The organism is Actinopolymorpha alba DSM 45243, assembly GCF_000373925.1.
GTDB classification, from domain to species: Bacteria; Actinomycetota; Actinomycetes; order Propionibacteriales; family Actinopolymorphaceae; genus Actinopolymorpha; species Actinopolymorpha alba.
This window is the reverse complement of record NZ_KB892731.1, coordinates 1-16,049: the sequence shown is the minus strand read 5'-3', so window position 1 is coordinate 16,049 and position 16,049 is coordinate 1. Positions and strand designations below refer to the sequence as shown.

At 66.0% G+C, this 16,049-nt stretch carries 18 protein-coding genes; 6 read left to right on the top strand and 12 right to left on the bottom strand.

Going from position 1 to position 16,049, the window contains the following annotated elements:
* Positions 1 to 87: 87 nt before the first annotated feature.
* The 4 genes from B141_RS0106505 to B141_RS0106485 form a co-directional block, all read right to left on the bottom strand.
* Positions 88 to 1,326, bottom strand: coding sequence for an acyltransferase family protein (locus B141_RS0106505; RefSeq protein WP_026256968.1), 1,239 nt, complete (start codon positions 1,324 to 1,326; stop codon positions 88 to 90).
* The gene (gene argS, locus B141_RS0106500) at positions 1,323 to 3,053 is read right to left on the bottom strand and encodes an arginine--tRNA ligase (protein ID WP_020574349.1); all 1,731 of its coding nucleotides are present in this window, start codon (positions 3,051 to 3,053) and stop codon (positions 1,323 to 1,325) included. The genes B141_RS0106505 and argS overlap by 4 nt, the downstream gene beginning before the upstream one ends.
* A 627-nt stretch (positions 3,054 to 3,680) precedes the next feature.
* The gene (locus B141_RS0106490; protein WP_020574347.1) at positions 3,681 to 4,058 is read right to left on the bottom strand and encodes a VOC family protein; all 378 of its coding nucleotides are present in this window, start codon (positions 4,056 to 4,058) and stop codon (positions 3,681 to 3,683) included.
* Positions 4,059 to 4,106: 48 nt separating this feature from the next.
* On the bottom strand, positions 4,107 to 4,604 hold the full coding sequence (locus B141_RS0106485) for an NUDIX hydrolase (RefSeq protein ID WP_020574346.1): 498 nt from the start codon (positions 4,602 to 4,604) through the stop codon (positions 4,107 to 4,109).
* Between the two features lie 166 nt (positions 4,605 to 4,770).
* On the opposite strand from B141_RS0106485, the gene B141_RS0106480 reads away from it, so the two are divergent.
* Entirely contained in the window at positions 4,771 to 5,772 is a 1,002-nt protein-coding gene (locus B141_RS0106480; RefSeq protein ID WP_020574345.1) for a phosphotransferase enzyme family protein, read from the top strand.
* Here B141_RS0106480 and B141_RS47135 read toward each other — a convergent pair.
* Entirely contained in the window at positions 5,766 to 6,101 is a 336-nt protein-coding gene (locus B141_RS47135; protein WP_202805693.1) for a mycothiol transferase, read from the bottom strand. The two genes, B141_RS0106480 and B141_RS47135, sit on opposite strands and share 7 nt — an antisense overlap.
* Positions 6,102 to 6,372: 271 nt before the next feature.
* Between B141_RS47135 and B141_RS0106470 the strand changes: the two genes are divergently transcribed.
* The 4 genes from B141_RS0106470 (at position 6,373) to B141_RS0106455 (ending at position 9,777) form a co-directional block, all read left to right on the top strand.
* Positions 6,373 to 7,251: a GntR family transcriptional regulator gene (locus tag B141_RS0106470; RefSeq protein ID WP_026256966.1), complete on the top strand. Its 879-nt coding sequence runs from the start codon at positions 6,373 to 6,375 to the stop codon at positions 7,249 to 7,251.
* Positions 7,252 to 7,456: 205 nt separating this feature from the next.
* The gene (locus tag B141_RS39195) at positions 7,457 to 8,326 is read left to right on the top strand and encodes an alpha/beta hydrolase (RefSeq protein ID WP_040420567.1); all 870 of its coding nucleotides are present in this window, start codon (positions 7,457 to 7,459) and stop codon (positions 8,324 to 8,326) included.
* Complete coding sequence (locus tag B141_RS0106460; RefSeq protein ID WP_020574341.1) at positions 8,326 to 8,898, top strand: AAA family ATPase; 573 nt, start codon at positions 8,326 to 8,328, stop codon at positions 8,896 to 8,898. Before B141_RS39195 ends, B141_RS0106460 begins: the two co-directional genes overlap by 1 nt.
* 435 nt (positions 8,899 to 9,333) lie before the next feature.
* Positions 9,334 to 9,777 carry an NUDIX hydrolase gene (locus tag B141_RS0106455; protein ID WP_020574340.1) on the top strand — a complete coding sequence of 148 codons (444 nt, stop codon included), beginning with the start codon at positions 9,334 to 9,336 and terminating at the stop codon, positions 9,775 to 9,777.
* Positions 9,778 to 10,113: 336 nt separating this feature from the next.
* Here the strand turns inward: B141_RS0106455 and B141_RS0106445 are convergent, their stop codons facing one another.
* The 7 genes from B141_RS0106445 to B141_RS0106415 form a co-directional block, all read right to left on the bottom strand.
* Positions 10,114 to 10,785 (bottom strand): SRPBCC family protein, encoded by a 672-nt coding sequence (locus tag B141_RS0106445; protein WP_020574338.1) that lies wholly within the window; start codon positions 10,783 to 10,785, stop codon positions 10,114 to 10,116.
* A 5-nt stretch (positions 10,786 to 10,790) separates the two neighbouring features.
* The gene (locus tag B141_RS39190; protein ID WP_020574337.1) at positions 10,791 to 11,177 is read right to left on the bottom strand and encodes an ArsR/SmtB family transcription factor; all 387 of its coding nucleotides are present in this window, start codon (positions 11,175 to 11,177) and stop codon (positions 10,791 to 10,793) included.
* Positions 11,178 to 11,275: 98 nt separating this feature from the next.
* The gene (locus B141_RS0106435) at positions 11,276 to 12,163 is read right to left on the bottom strand and encodes a phosphotransferase (protein WP_026256965.1); all 888 of its coding nucleotides are present in this window, start codon (positions 12,161 to 12,163) and stop codon (positions 11,276 to 11,278) included.
* Between the two features lie 156 nt (positions 12,164 to 12,319).
* Complete coding sequence (locus tag B141_RS0106430) at positions 12,320 to 13,150, bottom strand: AAC(3) family N-acetyltransferase (RefSeq protein WP_020574336.1); 831 nt, start codon at positions 13,148 to 13,150, stop codon at positions 12,320 to 12,322.
* Positions 13,151 to 13,181: 31 nt separating this feature from the next.
* Positions 13,182 to 13,970, bottom strand: a complete 789-nt coding sequence (locus tag B141_RS39185) for a class I SAM-dependent methyltransferase (RefSeq protein ID WP_237742630.1) — start codon at positions 13,968 to 13,970, stop codon at positions 13,182 to 13,184.
* A gap of 61 nt (positions 13,971 to 14,031) precedes the next feature.
* Positions 14,032 to 14,892: a bifunctional 5,10-methylenetetrahydrofolate dehydrogenase/5,10-methenyltetrahydrofolate cyclohydrolase gene (locus B141_RS0106420; protein ID WP_020574334.1), complete on the bottom strand. Its 861-nt coding sequence runs from the start codon at positions 14,890 to 14,892 to the stop codon at positions 14,032 to 14,034.
* The gene (locus B141_RS0106415; RefSeq protein ID WP_020574333.1) at positions 14,889 to 15,512 is read right to left on the bottom strand and encodes a cyclodeaminase/cyclohydrolase family protein; all 624 of its coding nucleotides are present in this window, start codon (positions 15,510 to 15,512) and stop codon (positions 14,889 to 14,891) included. The genes B141_RS0106420 and B141_RS0106415 overlap by 4 nt, the downstream gene beginning before the upstream one ends.
* Before the next feature lie 354 nt (positions 15,513 to 15,866).
* Between B141_RS0106415 and B141_RS0106410 the strand changes: the two genes are divergently transcribed.
* A partial coding sequence (locus B141_RS0106410) for a transposase (RefSeq protein WP_020574332.1) occupies positions 15,867 to 16,049 on the top strand: 183 nt, incomplete at its 3' end.

The window sequence follows — 16,049 nt, the reverse complement described above, 5'->3', positions numbered from 1 at the left end:
GCCGACCGCCACGAATGTCTTCAAGGACGGTGACCCGGCGACCATGGTCGATGACCTGGAGCCTGGACCGCGCGGCTGGCCATCGGACTACTCACGCATGCCGAAGAGGAATCGGGTCACCCGTGTGCGCCGCACCAGCAGGTCGTAGGCGCCGACGGTCAGAGTGAGGGAGACCGCGACGATCACCGCGTACTTCACCGCCATCGGCGCGTCCCAGCCGACCACGCCGTACGCGATCCCGACGACGATCGGCTGGTGCAGGACGTACATCGGCAGCACGGCGGCGGACAGGTAGCCGTACACCCGTCGCCGCCGGCTGCCCGGCGCGTCCGGAGCGGTTGACGGTGCTCCGCGCCGACGGTCAAGAAGTCCCAGGATCGCGACCAGCCAGCACCACCCCGTTGCCCCGTAGAGCAGGCGAGCGCCGATCGCGAGTGCGGTCAGGTCCGTGAAGGGGTCGCCGCCTGGGGCCTCGGCTGCGATCAGGAAGGCTGGCATGCCAATCAGGAACAGCGCCAGTCCGAGCCCAGCGGCCAGCACCGCGTCGCGGCGCATCGCGTCCCAGAACCCTCCATCCGTGGCCAGCACCAACCCGTAGAGAAAGAACAGCAGGTACGCCCAACGGCTCCAACCGGCGAAGGCCTCCTCGAGCCCCACCAGCGCGCTGAGCACGGCAAGCGGGGCGGCCGGCAGCAAGATCGCCCCCCGCCGCTCCACTGCTGTGGCGAGCAGGTTACGCATTCGGCGGATGGGTTTGCGGGGAAGCCAGCGGACCAGCGGCGCCAGCAGAAGCGAGAACGCGAGCAGCAACACGACGAACCACAGGTGCCCGGATTCGAAGTACTCTCCCCGCACCACAAAGGGAAAGTCGGCCAGACTCAGGTGAACATCAAAGAATCTCGGCAAGAAATCCAGGTACGACTCGTGGTAGGCAGGGTCGGCCCGCAGCCGCAGCCATTGCGGCACCGGGATGATCGTGAGTGTCGCGAACACCAGGGGTACGCCGAGGCGCCGTAACCGCTCGACGGCGAATCCGGCAGGACCGCGTCGGCGCAGCGAATGCCACGAGCCGATGCCGGCGACGAGGAAAAGCATCGGCATCGCCCACACCACGGCCAGACCGGCGACGACCATGGTCGCGTCGGTGGTCTCGGGATTCTTTACGTAGTAGTCGTCGCGAGTGTCGAACACCAACGCCGAGTGGAAGAACACCAGCCCGACGACCACGACTGTACGCAGAGCGTCGAGCTCCGATCGCCGCGCCAGCCGAGCCGGCGAAGGAATCGCTGGCGATGCGGTCGCTGGCCTGGCGTTCTGACGGGTCATATGCGGTTGGGCGCGGCGATGCCCAGCACAGAAAGGCCCGTGGCGAGCACCTTGGCCGTCACATCGCAGAGCACCAGTCGGCTGGCCCTGGTTGTGTCGTCCTCGGCGCGGAGCACGGGACAGTTCTCGTAGAACGCCGTGAACGCCGTTGCCAAGTCAAACAAGTATCCACAGATACGGTGCAGCTCCACGCCGTCAGCGGCCTTGTTTAGAACGCCTCCGAACTCGCTCAGCCGAAGGGCGAGCCGGTGCTCGGTCGGATCGTTCAGGATGACCTCGGTGCCATGGAAAGCTGCCGGGTCGATGTTGCCGCGGCGGAAGACCGACTGGATCCGCGCGTGGGCATACTGCAGGTACGGCGCGGTGTTCCCGTCGAAGGACACCATCTGATCGAGGTCGAAGAGGTAGTCCTTGATCCGATCGCTGGACAGGTCGCCGTACTTGATCGCCCCAATTCCGACGGCCTTCGCCACCGCGGCGCGCTCGCCCGTGTCGAGGTCCGGCGCCTTCTCCGCTATCACGCCTTCTGCCCGCCGCACGGCGGCCTCGAGGAGGTCGGCGAGCTTCGGCAGGTCACCGGAACGGGTCCGCAGCCGCTTGCGATCGGGACCCAGCACCATGCCGAAGGTGATGTGCTCGGCGGAAGCTGGGGGTTGTAGCCAGCCGGTGTCGCGGGCCGCCTCGAACAGCATCGCGAGCCGCAACCGCTGCTCGCTGGCGACGACGTAGCAGATCCGCTGAGCCTTCAGGTCAAGGAGGCGTTGACGGATCGCCACCAGGTCGGTGGCCTCGTAGTTGTAACCGCCGTCGCGCTTGCGGACGATGATCGGGAACGGCTTGCCGTCGCGGCCGGTGAACCCGTCCGGGAAGAGGCAGAGGGCGCCGTCGCTCTCCTTGAGCAAGCCGAGCTTGACGAGTTCGTCGACGAGGCCGGGAAGGCCGTCGTTGTACGCCGACTCACCCCTTATGTGCTCGGGCGTCAGCGTGATGTCGAGCGCGTCGTAGACGGCCTGGAAGTGCTTGGCGGACTCGTCAATGAACAGTTGCCACAGGGCGAGCGTGTCGGCGTCACCGGTTTGCAGTTGCACCACTCGCCGGCGGGCGCGGTTGGCGAAGTCCTCGTCGCCGTCGAACTTCCGCCGCGCCGCCTGGTAAAACTCCGTGAGGTCACCGAGAGCGAAGTCGTCGGCGGACGGATCCGCGCCGGAGTCGACGAAATGCTCGATCAGCATGCCGAATGTCGTACCCCAGTCTCCGAGGTGGTTCTGGCGTACGACGTCATGGCCGAGGAACTGCAGCAGCCTGGCGAGCGCGTCGCCGATGACGGTCGAGCGCAGGTGCCCGACGTGGAGCTCCTTGCCGACGTTGGGCCCGGAGTAGTCCACGAGAATGCGCTCGGGGGCTGCGACGGTCGGGACGCCGAGCCGCTCGTCGACGGCCATCGCCTCGACGTGTCGCGACAGCGCGGAGTCGGCGATGGTGAGGTTGAGGAAACCCGGCCCGGCGATCTCCGCCTTCGCCACCAGGTCGTCGAGCTCGGCTACACCGAGCACCGCCGCAGCGACCTCCCGCGGCGGACGTCGCAGCCTCTTCGCCAGCCTGAGCGCGCCGTCGGCCTGGTAGTCGGCGTGCTCAGAACGCCGGACAGCCGGATCAGCGGCCTCGCCCGCGACCTCGGCGAAGGCGCGGGCCAATCGATACGTCAGCAGGTCGGCGAGATCAGTCACAATGACAACGATCCCACGCGCACTCCCCGCGGATCGACCCGGTTACCGGCGTCCATTTGGTGGGGTAGTTCCTGCATGCGGAACGCCGTGATCGCTTCGGCCCCGCGAGGACTCGGTAGGCAAGAACGTCAAACGCCTGATCTTGTTCCTCTGGAGCGTCGTAGCTTTCGGATTGCCCAGAGGACGCCCTGATGGACCAGCACGCCAACGGCGGTGTCGGCTACGGCGAAGCCTGAGGCCGCCAAGAGCCCCACGCCCACGGGCATCCCGCCGGCCATCACCAGGAGGGCTGGCCATCCCACAGCGGCAGCGGCGAGAGCCAACCACCACCATCGGCCGAAGACCAGGCCGAAGAGGATCATTGTGGGGATCAAGGGCGAGGGCTCCTTGCGCCGTGCGGGGACGCGCCTCAGTCGTCGGCTCCCAGGGTACGTCGCTGTTGGCACTGCCTCCCGAAGGTTCCAGCAGCGTCATTCTGTACGTACGACTGCGAATGCGCCGCACCAACGTGCGACGCTCTGGTACGTATTCCCGTAGCCGCGGCCGTGGCTGCGCTGAACTCCCCACCGCCAGCATTAATCGCACCTGGAAATCACGCCATCAGAGGTTGAAGACTACGGTTGCCGGTTAGGTGGCGTCGCGTCCCACTGAATGACGGAGCACGCAGAGTTCGTTTCCCTCGGGATCGGCGAGGACAACCCAGCCATGCCCGTCCGGTTCGCGCCGGTCATCGACCAGCGTGGCTCCGAGAGCGGTCAGTCGCCGAACCTCCGCGTCCCGATCTCCGTCAGGACGGAGACATATGTGGACACGGTTCTTGACCATCTTGGCCTCTGGGACGCGCTGGAAGTACAGATTCGGCCCATCGGGAAGGGCGATTGAGGTCTCGGGGTCACCTGGGTGGTCGTCGTCGTGGAGCGGCTGGTCGAACACCTTGCTCCAGAACTGCCCGAGGCTGTAGGGATCGGCGCAGTCGAAGGCGACGTTGAACAGAGAAACGGACATACTGCTCCTTCTGCGAAAGACACGCTCAGTCACGATAACGTTCGAGCGTCAACGTTCCTCGGTCAGGATCTCTGGATGCCAGCGACTGTCAGCGTCCTGGACGTGCCTCGCACGCATGAACGGCGGCCTGTTGTCCGGCCGGAGTATTAGCGGCCATTGGGCAAGGAGTGGACGGAGGAACGGCGAAACCTCAGCCGGTGCCACCGTGCGGGGGTCCAACCACGCCACCTCATTGATCCCTTCCGCCTGACGAGGAATCGGCGTGGCGAGGGGGTCCTCGGGTTGGGCTGCGAAGTAGAGGATCAAGCGTCGCTGCCTACGTTCCGACCATTCATGCATACAGGACGCGACAAGGTGGTGGACCCGCACCGCCAGGCCGGTCTCCTCGCGAGTCTCCCGGGCCGTGGCCTCCTCCACGCTCTCGCGTCCGTCGACATGCCCGCCAGGAAGCTCCCACCGCGTCACGCCCAGCCGCTCGTGTCGCACCATCAGGAGCGAGCCGGCGTGTTCGACGACTGCGAAGCCGGTCACGCGGGTTTCCCACATTGCTACTCCTGCTCGGGTCATGCTGCGGTACTACTACGCTTCCTCGCTTCAACGCCACCGGGTCCACGGCTGGAGCACGTGTGGCGGCGCCCGGTCACGTGATGGCCGTTTTCGGCCACGTCGAAAGTCGTGCGGGCTTGCTTCGTGTCCTCCTAGCGTTCCACGCATGGATGACACCACCGCGAGCCGAGCCGCGCTCGAAGCCTGGAAGTCCTTCGTAGGTACGCCGGAGATCGAGCCGATGCCTCGGGTCAACAATCTGTTGTGGCGCGTCCTCGCTGAGGATGGACGGGTATTCGTGCTCAGGAGGCTGCCGGAGTTTCCTCCAGGCGTCGGACCCGTCGATCAGTTCCGGGTGCTCGGCTACCTTCAGGCGGCAGGTATCCCGGTCGCCCCGCCGATTGTCACTGACCAAGCGGGACTTCACGCGTCAGTGGGAGATCGGCTTTATGAGCTACTTCCCTTTGTGCTGAACGATTCCCGCAATCACGAACTCGGACCTGACGCGGCGGCAACGTCGTACGCGATCGGAGCGGCGATCGCGCGGCTCGACAAGGTGCTCGCTGAGTGTCCGTGGCAGGTGCGGTCGTACGTCGATGATCCGGTACACGACATCCTGGAGGAGAAGCTGCCCAATCTCCCCTCCGAGGTGACGCGACCCGTCGCGCCGTACGTCGACCAACTCCGGGCCGCGGTAACCGGCCTGCCAGTTCAACGTACGCATGGTGACTGCAACACCGGCAACGTTCTCATCCACGGTAAGGGGGTCAGCGGATTCATCGACCTCGACCATCTGCCGATCGGGCCGCGTGTTCGTGATCTCAGCTATTACCTCGCCAGCCGGCTGCGCGCTCATCTGGCCGATCCCGAAACGGCCGAGCGGGACGCGGCTGCGATGACCGCAGTGCTGGGCGACTACGTCGGCGGCTATCACGAGACATATCCGCTGTCGGAGCGGGAGCTCGCGGCCGTCGTACCCCTCATTCTCCTTGTGGAGATCGGCTTAGCCAGTTGGAGCCTGCACGGCTGGACGCCGAGCGCGGAGGCTTATCAACAAAGCGAGCGGGCTATCGCCTGGATCATCGCGCACCTGGGTGAACTCGCCACGGCCGCTGGCGCGCCGCAGATGGCCAATTCTTTGGACAGCGGGACGGCAAACTCTCAGTAGTAGCCCTTCTTCGCCGTCGAGGAGTTCGCGGATGGTGTCGAGGTGGCCTCGAGCAGTTGCGCTAGCGAGACACCCTCAACCATCATGTCCGCGTCTTCGGGATCTTCCTTGAACTGCGGCCCGTCAGCTGGCCGGCCAAGGAACAGCACCTCGAACCACGTCTGCTCGGTCCAGCGTAGGTGGGAGATGACACCTGCCATGGTCATAAGGGGCGAGGTCGGGAGGACGACCTGATGAGCGTCAGCGTCTGACAGCCCCTCGCACTTCCACTGCGCGATCGCACGTTGCAGGTCGAGCCAGCCGAGCAACTGGGTCCGCTCGCCGGCCACGAAGGGCGGGCGGATGCGAGGAAGCGCCGTGGCCGCCGAGGCTATCCCACTCAGTGCGGGGAGGTTCGCCACTTTCGGGCTGACGTGGTGGGACCGCGGCCGACGCGGTGGGAGTGCGCCCAGAGGCCCAGCCGGCACCAAGGATTGTGATGAAGGGGTTCTTCGCAGATCGCCCCCAACCGGGAGCGCTACTGTGTGAACAGCATGACTAGTCATGTCATTCGACCGGCACCATGCGCGGGTCGACGACGCGCGACCGGAGAGGTGCTTCGTGAGCCTTACCGCTGACGAGTTGTTCGATCTCGATCCCGATGACCCGCGCGCACCATCGCAGCAGATCGCCAACGCGCTGAGGGCCGCGATCCTGCTCGACCGCCTGTCGGCGGGTGACCGGCTGCCGTCGCAGCTGGAGTTGTGCCGGCGTTACGGAGTGGCCCGCGAGACTGTCAAGTCCGCCTTGCGGATCCTCGACCGCGAGCAGTTGATCGTCAGCCGGCAGGGCAGCGGTGTGTACGTCAGGACCCGCCGCGGTGCGCCGTTGGACCTGCGGGACCTCCTGCGTTCGGCGTTCGATCGACCGCACGTGACCATCGACCACGCCGGGTATCGCGGTGAGACCCTGGCCAACACCTTGCCTGACGCGCTGGAGGAGATCCGGTCTGGGCGGGTCTCGGTCACGTCGCTACGGGTGCGCCTCCTGCTGGTGGACCCTGCTGCGCCAGGCGCATTGCCACAGCCTGTCGAGGAAGGGGTATCGATGCGATCGGTGCGGCCGGTCCTGGCCGGGCTCACCCGGCGTGCGGTTACCACCATCACCGAATCCCTGACCGAACTCACCGAGGCGGGCCTGCTCACATCGGCCTCGGTCCAGGTGCGTACGCACGGGCTCGGACCGGCGTTCAAGATCTACCTGCTGAACGACGAACGGGTGTTGTTCGGCTTCTACCCGGTGACGCGGTATTCGGTCACGGTGCGGAACCAACCGGTGGAGTTGTTCCATCCGTCCGGATGGGATGGCACGCTCTTCGGCCCCAACGCTGGGACGAGTCCGGGTGTGGAGCCGCAAACCAGCGGTCCGCCGTTCAGCGAGCAGGCGCGGGGATGGTTCGAATCCGTCTGGACCACCATCGCACGGGACTACAAGATCTGAGAATTTCCACTGCCGGTGGCACGACCCGGCGCGCCGCGGCCGGAGTCGAGGGTGTGCCGGCCCTGCGACCGCCTCACACGTCCCGAGATCCTCCGCGCCTTCACCGAATGGAGCACGGCACCTCTCGCGCCACGCCGTCGCCGTCCAGCGCTGCCGACGTGATTATTGCTTGCGGGGGTCGTACGGCCGTCCGTACGTTGCCACGGTGACGACACAGGTGCCGTACCGTCCGCTTCCTCTGGACCAGTCGGACGTTCGCTACGACCACGGTCCTGATTCGTTGGTCCAGCCGGGCGTGCCCGCCGGCAAGACCGTTGAGTTTGGTTGGAGTGACAGCACTGTCTATCCGGGTACGTCGCGGAAGTTCTGGGTCCATGTCCCTGCGCAGTACGACTCTGCGGAGCCAGCGGCGCTGATGGTGTTTCAGGACGGGCAGTGGTACCTGGACCCGCAGGGGGAGGTCCGCGGCGGGGTCGTCCTCGACAACCTCATCCACCGTGGGGATATCCCGGTCACCATCGGTGTCTTCGTCGACCCGGGTGTCCTCGAGGACGCCGAGGATCCGAAGAACCGCAACGTCGAGTACGACGCGTTCGATGACCGCTACGTCAGCCTTCTCCTGGACGAGGTCATCCCGCAGGTCACCGAGCGCTACTCGGTCACCGAAGACCCAGACCGGTGGGGGATCTGCGGGGGCAGCAGCGGCGGCAACTGCGCCTTCACCGCGGCGTGGCTTCGCCCGGACAAGTTCCGTCGGGTCATCTGCTGCCTGTCCAGCTTCGTGCAGATGCCTGGCGGCAACCCATACCCCGAGCTGATTCCCAGCGTTGCCCGGAAGCCGCTGCGGATCTTCATGCAGGCCGGGCACCGTGACCTGAACTGGGATGAGCCCGAGTCGAACTGGCTCGCCAACAACTTACGCGTCGCGGCGGCTCTGGCCGAAGCCGGTTATGACTTCCGACTTGTCCTAGGTGATGGTGGCCACAGCCCCAACCATGGTGGCGTCCTGCTGCCCGACGCGCTCCGCTGGCTGCTCAGAACCCCAGTTAAACTAGGGCGGGAGGACACGCTGTGATGACCGGCGCGGTCAGTGAAACCTTCGACAACGGCCGAAGCTGCTTGATTATCACTGGGGCGCCCGGTGCGGGTAAGTCGACCGTGTCGCTCCTGGTTGCACAGGCACTCGCCCGCACGGCGCTGCTCAACGGCGACCAGCTCAACCGACTGATCATCAGTGGACGGGTATGGGCCCTGGGAGAACCAGCCGACGAGGCCGCTCGTCAGGTCCGCCTGTGCAACGAGAACCTCTGTGCGCTCGCGGCGAACTTCGCCGACTCCGGTTTCACGCCCGTCATCGACTGGATCGTTCCGGATCGCGAGCAGCTTGACTTCTACCTCCACCTGCTGAGTCCACGACGGGTCCTGCTCGTCGTTCTCGCTCCCAGCATTGACGTTTGTCGACACCGCAACACCATCCGTGACCCCGACGACCAGTTCTTCTTCGAGGGGTACGAGGCATTGGAGTCCTCCATGCGCGACGGCTTCGGCACCGTTGGGTGGTGGTTCGACACCTCGGACCTCACGCCTGAAGAGACTGCGAGGCAGATCATCGCCGAGGCCCCTGCCCACGCCCGGGTCAGTCTCTAGCCCAGTCGTTGTCGTCGACGACGATATGGATGATGTCGCCGGTGGGCCGGCCAGGCCCACCGGCTATCGCAACGTCCTCGACTCGGGCCGGGGTCGATGGATCGACAGATCCTGAAACCCCTTCTGGTGTTGGAAGCGCCGCAGAACGCGCCGCTTGGCGGAAACGGCTGACGCCCAGGGCCCCAACCTTGTACGGCGATATCTCGCCGTCCGTCGGCACGCAGGCGCGACGCTACCTTTGGCTCGTTGAGCAGATCATTGCGGCTGCGTTCAGCATCCGCACATGACCAGGTAGAGCGGTTGCTCCGGATAGCGCTAAGTAAGCGAATTAATGGCCCTGTGCATGAACCGCGGAATACCCTCACCTGTCTGACTCAACGAGCGTGGATCAGCTATCCTCGAACCCCGCCGAGAGAGACTGAACGGAGCCCGCCGATGACGTACACGCCTGTCCGATTCTCAGTCAGCGTCAAAGGTGTCGTCGTCCGGGACTCCCGAATCGTTCTCGTCATGAACGAGCGGGACGAGTGGGAGCTCCCAGGCGGTCGCTTGGAGGTCAATGAAGAGCCAGAGACCTGCGTGGTCAGGGAGATCGCGGAGGAAACCGGCTTGATTGCCAAGCCGGTGAGAATTCTCGACCCCTGGATCCACCGCATTGGCGAAGGACCGGGCGTGTTGATCCTCACCTATGGCTGCGTTGCACCCAGCGACTCCGCTCTGGTCCTTTCCGATGAACACCAGCGTATTGGCATGTTCACGGAGCAAGAGGCGATGACTCTGCTAATGCCGGATGGCTATCAGCGATCGATCACGGCGTGGTGCGCCCTCCTGAAGGCGGACCGCCGGGATCTTGAGCAGCGGCCGCAGCCCGCCCGGTAAGCCGTCAGCTCCGCCGATGCAGCTGGACGTTGGCGAGCGTCGGGGGAGTACGCCAGAGGTCGAGCACTTCGCCGGTGTTGGTGTAGTAGATGCCGGGTTGGTAGTAGTCGAATCGCCACCGGAGGTCTCCCAGACTCAGGACGGAAACGCCATCGGGTCGGAGATGCTGCGGCAGTGGGACGCGAAGGAGGCCTTACCAGCAAGGAAGTTGGAGCCGACCGGCGCCTCATGCGTAAACCCCGCGGTGTGGCTCAACAGGTGGCGCAAGGTCATCTTGCGTTCGCGAGATTCAATGGCGGATTCCCGTGGGCCGTCGAGGCACCGCCGAACGCCGACTCAGGAGTTGGTGCTCCCGCCGTTGTCGGAGGTCGGGTCCGGCGCATAGAACTTCGCGGTGTTTGCCGCAGCCGTTGCCGCCTCGGCACTGTCCGCACCAGCGGCCTCGTGCGCGGCACCCCACGCCTGACTGCTTTGGATCATGAACTCCCGCGCCTCAGGGGTGGTCTGCCACACCTCAGGGTTCTCGACCGAAGTACCATTGCTCAGATACAGGCCGAGCCCAAGCAGAACGAGGTCCCAGCCAACGCCCACGGCGCCCGGACCGAACTCGCCCAACATCTTCGGATCAACGTACGCTGCGTGTTCGAGTTCGAACGTCGTCTGGCCGTTGTCAGCGGCCGCCAGTCGCACCTCGACCTCGGTGATATCCGCGTCGCTCGGGTTCTCGGCGAACACCCAGGTCACCTTCAGTAGGCGCGGCGGCTCGCACCGCAGGATCTCACCACCGGCATTGCCCTGGAGTTGGTACCGGCCGCCGAGGCGGAAATCCCCAGTCACCGGAAGGAACCACCGATTGATGCGGTCAGGATCGGTGAGGGCATCCCAGACGTCTTCAATCGGGGCGTCGTAGCTTCGACGTAGGACGACGGTGCGACCTTCGCCCGCCGGAAGCGGTCGGCTGCCTACCTCGCGATGCACGGCGGCGAGGTAGCTGAGGATGTCGGTCATCTGCCCTACTTCTCTTTCCTGGTGGGGGTTCTGCCGGTCGGTGCGTTCGGTGAACCCGGCGAGCCCTGGCGGCGTTCCCGCTTGCCGCGCGCGATCTCGGTGGCCAACGCGTCGAGCCGTTGGTTCCAGAATCCTCGGAAGCGCTCCAGCCACACGTCGACCTCCCGCAGGGGTGTGGAGTCCACCGAGTACAGCCGCCGGGTGCCCTCGGCGCGGACGGCAGTGAAGCCGTTCTCGCGCAGCACGCGCAGGTGCTGGGAGACCGCCGGCTGGGAGATGCCGAACTCCTCCTGGATGACGGCGCTCACTGCTCCCGAGGTTTGTTCGCCTTCGGCGAGAAGCTCGAGGATGCGGCGCCGGACAGGATCACCAAGGACATCGAACGCGTGCACGCCACCACTATGTCAGCGTAGACTTATATAAGTCAATCCTACGTTCCTGCGATCTGGTGCGGCGGGCCGCGGTGCCCGTGTGGTCGTACGAAGGTCCCTCACAACGGCCAGGCCAGATCGCCGGCCAGGCGTCGCAGCCGGGCCAGCACCTCGTCGATGCGGTGCGGCTCGTGCTGAAGCTTGAACCCCACGATCTCGAACGCGGTCGCAGCGACGCACAGGGCGAGCACTCCCGGCCCGGCAACCGCTTCGCCGGCCTGGCGAAGGAGCAGCGCCACCTCGGGGCCGTACCCTTCGACGTAAGCCTCCCGCAGCAGGCACGCGTAGTCGTTGGCACGGGTCCCGCTCCCGATCGCCTCCACATCGATGACGCCGCTCACCTTTCCGTCCCGCAACAGGATGTTGCAGCTGTTGAAGTCACCATGGACCAGGTCGCCGGTCGGCATCTGGATTCGATCGAATCGTGCGAGAAGGACCGAATACTGATCGACCAGGGCCTGACCGCGCGCGCCGAGGCTCCTGACGATCTGTCGTGGGCTGTTCGCGTGGTCCTCGAGCGCGGACGCGGTGATGTGACGGCTCCAATCCCTGTGCGGGTCAGGATCCAAGCCCGCTTGACGTTCGAGGATGTCAATCAGGAGTTGCGCCCGCCGCGGTGTCAAGGGAGTCGACGGAACGCCGGGGATGAACTCCTGGACGAAGTATGTCGTTCCGTCAGCCGTGACGCCGGCCGCCAACGGAGCGGGAGCCGGGTAGCCAGCATTCCGGATGCGGTCAATGATCTTCGCTAGCTGGCGTACGTCTGAGGGCCCGGCGTTCCGCCACCATTTCAGGATCGCGGGAGTCCCGGCGGGATCTGACAGGAGCCAGGCGCCGCCCTGGAGGCCGCCGGCGCATCGGCCGCGCAGGCTGAAGCGCAAGCCATGGAGGCGGTTGATGCCTGCCACGATGTCGCGGGTCGTTTCGAACTGCGGGTGCTGGTTCAACGATTCCTCGCCTTCGGCATGACGTTCCGGCCTCCGTCGAGGACCGGCGGCGGCTGGGAGGTGGACGAAGGGGAGTGGGGATTTGTGAGCCAGAAACGGCGGAGCGTGGGCTCAGAGCGGTGACGTGGGAGCCAGAATGGCGCGGGCCCGGATGCCTCAGCGCTGGAGGTGAGCGAGACGCTGCTGGAGAGCGGCGCCGCAGCGACAGGACCCATCTTCGCACAGCAGCGCGGCGGGGTCAGCGGCGACGAGGCGTTCGACGCACGCGAGGACTTCTCTGACCGGAATTCGCCGGATGCGGCAGGAGCCGACCTGGACCTCCCGGGTCACGGGTACGAGGAGCGGCTCGATCTCGTCGAAACGGTGACTCTCCCCCGGGATGTTGGGAAACTCCGCCCATACGCCGGCGGCCACTTTCGCGTACCGATAGAACCGCGACCGCCCCAACCGCTGCTCGGCAAGGTGAATCGTGGTGTTGGAGGTGTGCGTGACGCCGAGGAGGAGTACGTCGCCGTCGAGGGCCGCCAGTGCCTCGAGGGGCCCAAGCGGCCAGTCGGGTCGCTCCGCGGCGATGAGTTGGGATGCATACGTTCCGACCGCCAGGAACGAGAACAAGGGGTGCGTGCCGCGTACGTGCTCGAACGCCAGCCGCATCGCCTCGGGAATTCGCCCCAACCATCCGTCGACTGGTAGATCTGTCGTGAGGGGCACCGCCGCGGACAACGCACTGTCGAACTCCTGCCAGCTGGCGGCCGAAAGCACGGCGTTGTGCGGGCGGACGAGACCAGGCGGCGAGGGTACGGCGGTGCGGTCCCATGTGCCTGCCGGCAGGAGCACCGTCCCGCACACTTCGACCAGGGCGCGGCAGACGGCTTCGGCACCGCCGTCCACCCAGCCGAAGGAGCGCAGCGAGCTGTGCACGATCGCCGGCGCTCCATCGAGACCGAGGCTACGCAGGCCCGCGGCGATCGACGCTTCGGTAACCATGGCGCGCTCCCTTCTGGGTGGACAAGCCACGCTAGTCGCGGATGCCCCGGATGGAGAAGTGGGCGGGTAGCTGGTGCCGGCCCGAGTGATCAACCGGAACGCTGTCATCGGTTGGTTGGTCGTCGGCCGCGAACTCGTGCAGGAACTCGATCCTGATCCCTGCCCGCACCAGCGCGGTGACGATGTCACCCAGGCTGTGTGACCATTCGCGGGATTCCTGGTTAGTCATGCCCGCATCGGATACGGCGTAGGACCCATCCTTGCGAACCACGGTGGGCCGCTGCGGGACGTGAAAGTACGGGCCGTGCTGGACGAGTTGGCCACCCTCGGTCGGCGAAATCGCCAGGGCGACGGGGTGGATGTCGAGGACGTAGAAGACTCCACCGGGCCGGAGAAGGCGTGCGCAGGTTTGCGCCCATGCCGGGATGTCCTCGATCCACATGAGGACACCTCTGGAAAGGAACACGATGTCGAAGGGTTCGTCGAACCCCTCGGCCGCCTCCCGAACGTCGACACGTACGAACTCCGCGTCGGTCCCGATCCGGCCGGCCAGGTCACGTGCGATCCGGATCGCCTCGGAGGAGAAGTCGGCTCCGGTGACCTTGGCTCCCCTGTGTGCCCAGGAGAGAGTGTCCAGGCCGATATGACACATGAGGTGGAGCAGACGCCTGTCCGACACGTCGCCGACCTCGTTGACCTCGAGCGCGCCGAGCGTGCTCGAGCCCTTCTGGAACGAAGCAACGTCGTAGTAGCGAGAGGCCTCGTGGAGCGGAGCGAGTTCGTCCCACAACCGCTGGTTGACAGCCGTGTGCTCGTCCATGCCAGCGAGCATGGCAAAGCCCGGCGGGGGCCCGCGACCGAATTTCCTCGTCGGGGTGGCCTCAGCGCTGAGGAGATCGGGTGAGGTTGCGTGCGGCGGTGACCGCGTTGCGCATGAGGAGCGCGGTGGTGACCGGCCCGACACCGCCCGGAACGGGCGTGACGACCGACGCGACCTGCGCGACGTCCTCGGTGTTGACGTCGCCCACCAGGTTGCCCTCGGGCGTCACGGTGGTGCCGACGTCGATGACAACCGCGCCTTGACGCACGTACGTCGCGTCGACCAGGTGGGGTGTTCCGGTCGCCGCGACGATGATGTCGGCATCCTGGCAGATCGCGGCGATGTCCTTGGAACGCGAATGGCAGATCGTGACCGTGGCGTGGAGTGCCACCAGAAGCATGGCGGCCGGCTTGCCAACGATGTTCGAGCGGCCGAGGATCACGACGCGCCGGCCGGCGACCTCGATGCCTTCGTGCCGGAGGATTTCAACGACAGCCGACGCCGTGGCGGGGGCGAACCCTTCGTCGAGACCAGCGGTCACGCTTCCCAAGGAGACAGGGTTCGCTCCGTCGACGTCCTTCGTTGGCGTGATGAAGCTCGCGGCCCGCACCAGGCTGATGCCCGGGGGCAACGGAGTCTGACAGATGATCCCGTGCACGCTGTCGTCAGCGGAGAGTTCGGCGAGCCGGCGGGCGAGGTCGGCGTCCGACGGGTTGTCGAGGGTGTCGACGAGGCAGGTGATGCCGAGCCGCTCGGCGGTGCGGGACAGCGACCTGACGTACGCCGCGGTGTCCTGATCGTCCGTTGGCACGACGACGGCGAGGGTGGGGACGACGCCGTCGTCTTGCAGCTTCGCGAGTTCGAGAGCCGTTTGCTGGTTGATGGTCCGGGCGATGGCGCGGCCGTCGACGAATCGGCTCATCGGTTGATCTCCTGGCGGACGTCGCGGATCAGCGTACTCGCGGTGTCGAGCATGCCGGTCTGGGCGGTGAGCGAGGCCGTCAACGATTCCTTGACGGCCTCGTCGCGGAGGGAACGAAGGTTGATCTCGACATTCAACGCGGCGGACTCGAGCGCGGCGGCGGCCGATGCCGCGGCCACCGCGACGTCCGACAGCACGTTCGGGTTCGACCGTCCGGGAAGCGTCTGGGCGAGCCTGATCACCTCGGCGGCGGTCTCCGCGATGCGAAGGGGTACGCGGGCTGCTGCCTCCGTCGCCTCCTGGATGGCGGCGGTGCGCGTTGCCTTCTCCGCGTCCGTCGTACGGGGCAGGCGGAAGGTCGCCATCAATGCGTCGAAGGCCTCCGCATCGTTGGCCGCCAACTGGAGCGCACGCTCGCGCAGGGCGTCGGCGTTGGTGCGGACGTTGGTGGCGTGCTCCTCGTGCGCGGCGTAGGCGGCCTTGCCGATGGTGAGGTTGGCGACCATTGAGATGAGGGCGGCGCCGATCGCGGCGTTCATCGCGGCTGCCGCACCGCCACCGGGTGCGGGTGCGGACGAACCCAGTTGGTCGAGCCAGGTCCCGAGGGTCTCGTCGTACACGGGCTCCACCTTCGCGGCCGGCGGTCTCATTGTCCGTGTGGCATCGTACCCAGCTCATGGAGCGCCGCCGGGCGTGCGTCGGGCTTGGGGCTGGTGACTATCTATCGCTCCGTACCTGTCAGGTTCGGAGTCGGTTGTTGCGGATGGGGTTGCGTTGTTGGTCGATCCATTCGGGTGGGGTGAATTCGGGTACGCCGTCGGCCGCTAGCTGGATTTGCCAGGTGTCTTGGTGGATGAGGCGGTGGTGGTAGCCACACAGCAACGCCCCGTTGGCCAGGATGGTCGGTGAGGTGCCCCGCGCGTCCTGGACACGGACCCAAGTAGGGTCAATTAACTGTCTGGAGGGATGGGTTCGTGTCGAACAAGCCGCGGAAGTATTCGCCTGAGTTGCGGGCTGAGGTGGTCGCGTATGTGCTTGATGCCGATCACACGCCGGCGCAGGCCGCGAGGGATTTCGGTCTGGTCGCTGAGACGGTCAGGAACTGGGTGAAGGCGGAGAAGGAACAGCGGCTGGGAAACACTGAGGAGACTCGTGAG

Coding starts and splice junctions, on each gene's coding strand:
- B141_RS0106455 (WP_020574340.1), top strand. CDS start 9,334: ATGACGTACACGCCTGTCCGATTCTCAGTCAGCGTCAAAGGTGTCGTC.
- B141_RS0106485 (WP_020574346.1), bottom strand. CDS start 4,604: ATGTGGGAAACCCGCGTGACCGGCTTCGCAGTCGTCGAACACGCCGGC.
- B141_RS0106460 (WP_020574341.1), top strand. CDS start 8,326: ATGACCGGCGCGGTCAGTGAAACCTTCGACAACGGCCGAAGCTGCTTG.
- B141_RS0106490 (WP_020574347.1), bottom strand. CDS start 4,058: ATGTCCGTTTCTCTGTTCAACGTCGCCTTCGACTGCGCCGATCCCTAC.
- B141_RS39185 (WP_237742630.1), bottom strand. CDS start 13,970: ATGGACGAGCACACGGCTGTCAACCAGCGGTTGTGGGACGAACTCGCT.
- B141_RS0106505 (WP_026256968.1), bottom strand. CDS start 1,326: ATGACCCGTCAGAACGCCAGGCCAGCGACCGCATCGCCAGCGATTCCT.
- B141_RS0106445 (WP_020574338.1), bottom strand. CDS start 10,785: ATGACCGACATCCTCAGCTACCTCGCCGCCGTGCATCGCGAGGTAGGC.
- B141_RS0106420 (WP_020574334.1), bottom strand. CDS start 14,892: ATGAGCCGATTCGTCGACGGCCGCGCCATCGCCCGGACCATCAACCAG.
- B141_RS0106430 (WP_020574336.1), bottom strand. CDS start 13,150: ATGGTTACCGAAGCGTCGATCGCCGCGGGCCTGCGTAGCCTCGGTCTC.
- B141_RS0106480 (WP_020574345.1), top strand. CDS start 4,771: ATGGATGACACCACCGCGAGCCGAGCCGCGCTCGAAGCCTGGAAGTCC.